Annotated in this window: 6 protein-coding genes and 1 riboswitch; of the genes, 5 read left to right on the top strand and 1 reads right to left on the bottom strand. The window is 56.9% G+C overall.

Annotated features, from left to right (window positions below; genetic code table 11):
* Window positions 1-212 precede the first annotated feature (212 nt).
* The 3 genes from ettA (at window position 213) to bluB (ending at window position 3591) form a co-directional block, all read left to right on the top strand.
* Window positions 213-1862: an energy-dependent translational throttle protein EttA gene (gene ettA, locus ACXJ5O_RS17425; RefSeq protein ID WP_457300986.1), complete on the top strand. Its 1650-nt coding sequence runs from the start codon at window positions 213-215 to the stop codon at window positions 1860-1862.
* A gap of 117 nt (window positions 1863-1979) precedes the next feature.
* Window positions 1980-2588, top strand: a complete 609-nt coding sequence (locus ACXJ5O_RS17430; RefSeq protein ID WP_457300987.1) for an MOSC domain-containing protein — start codon at window positions 1980-1982, stop codon at window positions 2586-2588.
* 26 nt (window positions 2589-2614) lie between these two features.
* A riboswitch (cobalamin riboswitch) is annotated at window positions 2615-2791 on the top strand.
* 47 nt (window positions 2792-2838) lie between these two features.
* Complete coding sequence (gene bluB / locus ACXJ5O_RS17435) at window positions 2839-3591, top strand: 5,6-dimethylbenzimidazole synthase (protein WP_457300988.1); 753 nt, start codon at window positions 2839-2841, stop codon at window positions 3589-3591.
* On the opposite strand, the gene ACXJ5O_RS17440 is transcribed toward bluB, so the two are convergent.
* Window positions 3524-3841, bottom strand: a complete 318-nt coding sequence (locus ACXJ5O_RS17440; RefSeq protein WP_106718643.1) for a DUF2293 domain-containing protein — start codon at window positions 3839-3841, stop codon at window positions 3524-3526. The genes bluB and ACXJ5O_RS17440 overlap by 68 nt on opposite strands.
* Window positions 3842-3966: 125 nt before the next feature.
* On the opposite strand from ACXJ5O_RS17440, the gene ACXJ5O_RS17445 reads away from it, so the two are divergent.
* Window positions 3967-4974 carry an ArsR/SmtB family transcription factor gene (locus ACXJ5O_RS17445; protein WP_457300989.1) on the top strand — a complete coding sequence of 336 codons (1008 nt, stop codon included), beginning with the start codon at window positions 3967-3969 and terminating at the stop codon, window positions 4972-4974.
* Window positions 4974-5551 (top strand): methylenetetrahydrofolate reductase (locus ACXJ5O_RS17450; protein WP_457300990.1); only part of this gene is annotated, 578 nt, incomplete at its 3' end. The genes ACXJ5O_RS17445 and ACXJ5O_RS17450, both read left to right, overlap by 1 nt.

Below are 5551 nucleotides of genomic sequence, written 5' to 3' on the forward strand. Positions count from 1 at the left end.
CTACTTATCTACCAAGACGCGCTTCGACGACCGCCCGTCTTCCCAACATGCAAACAATGGCCAGACTCCGGGGAGGGCGTGGCAAGGGAGACCCTTAACATGGCTCGGACACCTGAAATAACAGGCTCATCCATTGCCACAGCAGCCCCTTTCGCCTACATACGGCGCAAATTCATGTCCCTAAAATCCCGAACACCGGAGTGACGCGCGTTATGGCACGCCAATTCATTTATCATATGGCCGGCCTGAACAAGGCATATGGAACCAAGAAGGTTCTTGAAAACATTCATCTTTCTTTCTACCCCGATGCCAAGATCGGTATCCTCGGGCCGAACGGCGCCGGTAAGTCGACGATCCTCAAGATCATGGCCGGTATGGACAGAGAATATACGGGCGAGGCCTGGCTGGCCGAAGGCGCAACAGTTGGTTATCTCGCGCAGGAGCCCGTTCTCGATCCGACGAAGGATGTGATGGGCAACGTCATGGACGGGGTTGCCGACAAGAAGGCCATTCTCGACCGCTATAATGAAGTCATGATGAATTACTCCGACGAGACCGCCGACGAGGGCGCGAAGTTGCAGGATATCATCGACTCCAAGAACCTCTGGGACCTGGAATCGCAGGTCGAGATGGYCATGGAAGCATTGCGCTGCCCGCCTGGCGACAGCGAGGTAACCAACCTTTCTGGTGGTGAACGCCGCCGCGTGGCTCTATGCCGTCTACTGCTGTCGCAGCCGGACCTTCTGCTCCTCGACGAGCCAACCAACCATCTGGATGCGGAAACCACGGCGTGGCTGGAAAAGCACCTGCGCGAATACAAGGGTTCGGTACTGCTGATCACCCACGATCGCTACTTCCTCGACAATGTTACCGGGTGGATTCTCGAACTCGATCGTGGTCGCGGTATTCCTTATGAAGGCAACTATTCGGCCTATCTCGGTGCCAAGGCCAAGCGCATGCAGCAGGAAGGCCGCGAAGACGACTCGCGCCAGAAAGCATTGGAGCGCGAGCGCGAATGGATTTCGGCGAGCCCCAAGGCGCGTCAGGCCAAGTCCAAGGCGCGTATCAAGGCCTATGACGCCTTGGTGGATGCGGCCAACGATCAGCGGCCAGGCGACGCACAGATTCTCATTCCGGCAGGCGAGCGCCTTGGTCAGGTGGTGATTGAAGCGGAAGGTCTCACGAAATCCTTCGGGGATCGACTGCTCATCGAAAACCTTACATTCAAGCTGCCGCCCGGCGGCATTGTCGGCATTATCGGCCCCAACGGTGCAGKCAAAACCACCCTGTTCAAGATGATCACCGGCCAGGAAAAACCGGATTCTGGATCCATCCGCATCGGTGAAACAGTGCATCTTGGCTATGTCGATCAGAGCCGCGATCATTTGAAGGCTGATAAGAACGTCTGGGAAGAAATTTCGGGCGGCAATGRAATCATCAAGCTCGGCAAGCACGAGATGAACTCACGTGCCTATGTCTCGGCGTTCAACTTCAAGGGCGGCGATCAGCAGCAAAAGGTCGGCAATCTCTCCGGCGGTCAGCGCAACCGCGTGCATCTCGCCAAGATGCTGCAGGCTGGTGGCAATGTTCTTCTGCTCGATGAGCCTACCAACGATCTCGACACCGAAACGCTGGCGGCGCTTGAGGACGCGCTGGAAAAATATGCAGGCTGCGCCGTGATCATCAGCCATGATCGCATGTTCCTGGACCGGCTGGCGACGCATATTCTCGCATTCGAWGGCGACAGCCATGTGGAATGGTTCGAAGGCAATTTCGAGGACTACGAGAACGACAAGATCCGCCGCCTTGGTCCCGATAGCGTCAATCCAAAGCGTCCGAGCTACAAGCCGCTAACTCGATAACGGTAATGGGAGGCGGAGACGTTCTCCCATCACCATTTTTGACGAACCCATCAGGCTTATTTGCTGGTTTTCGTGGCCTGATTTTCTAGTATCCGGGAAGTCTCATGGAGTGGCGCAATGACTGACCTGTTTGAAACCAGAACCGAGATATTCCCTTCACGCAAGCTTAGCGGGCGGGTAAGTGGGTTGTTCGAAGCTCTCGCAGGCGACTTTGTCACGACGCCTGCAGCTTCTCTTGATCTCACATTCGACGGGATCGTTGGCGATTTTCATGCTGGTCCAACGCGCAAGTCCGGCGGCCGTGAGCCCTGGTATCCGCGCGGCACGGAAATGCGCAACGAGCGCCAGCTTTCCATTCTCGCATCGGACGAACTGGCGGATGTCGCTGCTGGCATGGGATTGTCTGATCTGAAGGCTGAATGGATCGGCGGCAACATGGTCATTGACGGTATTCCGGCGCTTTCGATGCTGCCGCCACGGACGCTGATGTTCTTCGAGGGAGGCGTCACTTTGAGGGTGGACGGGCAGAATGCCCCCTGCAAGGTAGCGGGGCGCTCCATCGGCGAACATGCAGACACAGAAGATCACACGACGACAGCGCTCGATTTCGTCCGGGTCTCGAAGCGCTTGCGTGGCATTGTCGCGTGGGTCGAGAAACCGGGCACCATTCGCGCCGGTGAAAAAGTCGATGTGCGGATTCCTGAGCAATGGATTTATCAGGTCTGAGGGTTGCGCCGAGGGATTTTCTATGGCGAATGGACTGAAGGTCCGGTGCCTGCTTTTTGCGGGAGAATCGGGAAGCCGGTGTGACTCCGGCACGTGCCCAACGCTGTAAAGGGGATGGGCCGCGCAGATGCCACGGATATACCGGAAGGCGCGCGGTTCAGACGAACCTCAGTCAGAAGACCGGCCGGACCTCATAGCTCAAACCGCGCGGACGGCGGGGAGAGTTTCCAAGCGTTGTTGGGAGCAAACAATGCAGAATGTTTCGTATCGTCCGGTCACCGCCGATCGCTTTTCCGATGATGAACGCRCAGCGGTCTATAAAGCCATCTATACGAGGCGCGATGTGCGCGACCAGTTTCTCCCGAAACCGGTGCCCGACGACATCCTGATGCGTCTTCTGGACGCTGCGCACCACGCGCCGTCGGTCGGATTCATGCAGCCGTGGAACTTTATTGTCATTCGGGACGAAGCGCGAAAGGTGGAGATACATCGCGCCTTCACCCGCGCCAACGAGGAAGCGAAGTTGCTGTTCAGCGACGAACGGCAAGCGCTTTATGCTTCGCTGAAGCTCGAAGGCATTCTCAAGGCACCGATCAACCTGTGCATCACCTGCGACCGCACGCGCGGCGGCAAGGTGGTGCTTGGGCGCACGCATAATCACCAGATGGATCTCTACAGTACCGTCTGCGCTGTGCAAAATCTTTGGCTCGCGGCTCGGGCCGAGGGCATCGGTGTCGGCTGGGTCAGCATTTACCACGATCAGGATATGCGCCGTATCCTCAGCATTCCGGAGCATGCCGAGATCATAGCCTACCTCTGTATCGGTTATGTTGATGAACTCTACGACATGCCGGAACTGCAAAGCCGTGGCTGGGCCAAAAGATTACCTCTGGAGGACCTGATTTTCCAAGATCAATGGCAGGACACGATCAGTATCAGCTCGGATCTTCCTCATCAGGGTCCAGCAGACGCGTCGCCCGCCACTCCGTCAACTTCCGATTGATGGCATCTAGCACGAAGAATCGCGCACTCTCCTTGTCATACCCTTCATCGCGCAGGGCGTCATAGTCCGTGTGCTGGTGGCGGACATGCGCCACGGCAGCAAGCCACACCGCAATGGGAGGGGGCAATGACCGCATGTGCGGCGCGCCAGCAGCAGCCCTTATCGGCTCCGAATCCGAATAGGGCACCGCCGGGAGAAGCAGCGTCAGCGCCTTGTTGATCGCGCGCTGGCGGTTTGTTCCTGTGCTCATGCAGGTTCCTTGCGTGATTCTTGGTCGTATTTCAAACGCGGCAAAATTTGTCGTCAACGGCAAAAACAACTTGCCAAAATTTGATTTCTCACATAAACATATCTTTATGTCTTTTGAGGTGAATAATGGACAAGCGTAATCTCAATCTTGATCTGATGGTCGATACGCTGAAAGCAGCGGCCGAGCCAAGCCGTTTGCGTATTCTGGCGCTCTTGTCGCGCGGCGACCTGACAGTTTCGGACCTTACGACTATTCTCGGTCAGTCACAGCCACGTGTGTCACGCCACCTCAAGCTCCTGTTTGAAGCAAGCCTCATCAACCGTTATCAGGAAGGTTCCTGGGCTTATTTCCGTTTGGCAGAATCGCTGATCGTCGGCGACATCGCCCGCTCTCTTCTGGATCGTCTGGACAACGCCGATACGCTGTTGGAGCGTGATCTTGAACGCCTTTCCTCGGTGAAGCTGCAGCGTCGTGAGCGTGCAGCTGCCTATTTCAGCGCCAATGCCACCAGCTGGGACGCGATCCGTTCATTGCATGTTCCGGATGGCGCTGTAGAAGACGCACTGATCAAAATTGTCGGTCGCAAGCCCTTCCAGGCCATGCTCGACGTTGGGACTGGCACAGGCCGCCTTCTGGAGCTTTTTGCGCCGCTTTATGTGCGCGGTGTCGGCATCGACATTAATCGCGACATGCTGACTATTGCCCGTTCAAATCTCGACCGCGACGGGATTACCAACGCACAGGTTCGCCATGGCGACGTCTACTCGCTCCCGGTCGATCGGGAGTCTTTCGATTTCGTGACGATTCACCAGGTCCTGCACTTTCTCGATAATCCGGCGGAAGCAATCCGCGAAGCGGCGCGCGCGTTGCGGGCAGGCGGGCGAATGTTGATCGTCGATTTTGCCCCGCATGAGCTTGAGTTCCTGCGCGACAATCATGCGCATGTGCGTCTTGGGTTCAATGACGGGCAGATGCGTGACTGGCTGACCGAGGCTGGATTGATGCTCGAAGAGAGCCGCGATCTAGAACCGAAGGGCGATGACAAACTGACCGTCAAATTGTGGCTGGCACGCGACCCGCGCTTGCTGATCGCCGATCCCGATTCAACCTCCCGCATAACGGAGAGCGTATAATGAGTTTTTTCCGCCAGTCCCGCCGTTCGGATATTGGGTCAAATATCCGTGTTTCATTTGAGTTTTTCCCGCCGAAGACGGAAGTCATGGAAGAACGGCTTTGGGAAACGGTGACGCGCCTTGCGCCGCTCAATCCTGAATTCGTATCGGTGACTTACGGTGCCGGCGGCACCACCCGGGAACGTACTGCCCGTACAATCAAGCGGATTTTGACTGAAACCGACGTCAATGCCGCCGCCCATCTGACCTGCGTCGATGCGACTAAGGAAGAGGTGGATACGGTTGTGCGCGAGTTTGCGGCCATGGGCGTCAAGCGCTTTGTGGCGTTGCGCGGCGATCCGGCCGGCGGCGTTGGTGCGCACTACAAACCAACTCCAGGTGGCTATGAGAACGGCGCCGAGCTGGTTGCTGGGCTCAAAGCCTTCGCGGACTTCGACATCTCCGTCTCCGCGTATCCGGAAAAGCATCCAGAAAGTCCAGATTTTGCCACGGATATCGACATGCTGAAGCGCAAGGTCGACAATGGCGCGACGCGGGCGATCACGCAGTTCTTTTTCGAGAACGATCTTTATGAACG

The sequence above is a fragment of the Phyllobacterium sp. P5_D12 genome (genome assembly GCF_054049495.1).

What these genes read in the sequence shown, in the direction of transcription:
- ACXJ5O_RS17430 (WP_457300987.1), top strand. Translation starts at nt 1,980, where the DNA reads ATGACTGACCTGTTTGAAACCAGAACCGAGATATTCCCTTCACGCAAG.
- ACXJ5O_RS17440 (WP_106718643.1), bottom strand. Translation starts at nt 3,841, where the DNA reads ATGAGCACAGGAACAAACCGCCAGCGCGCGATCAACAAGGCGCTGACG.
- ACXJ5O_RS17445 (WP_457300989.1), top strand. Translation starts at nt 3,967, where the DNA reads ATGGACAAGCGTAATCTCAATCTTGATCTGATGGTCGATACGCTGAAA.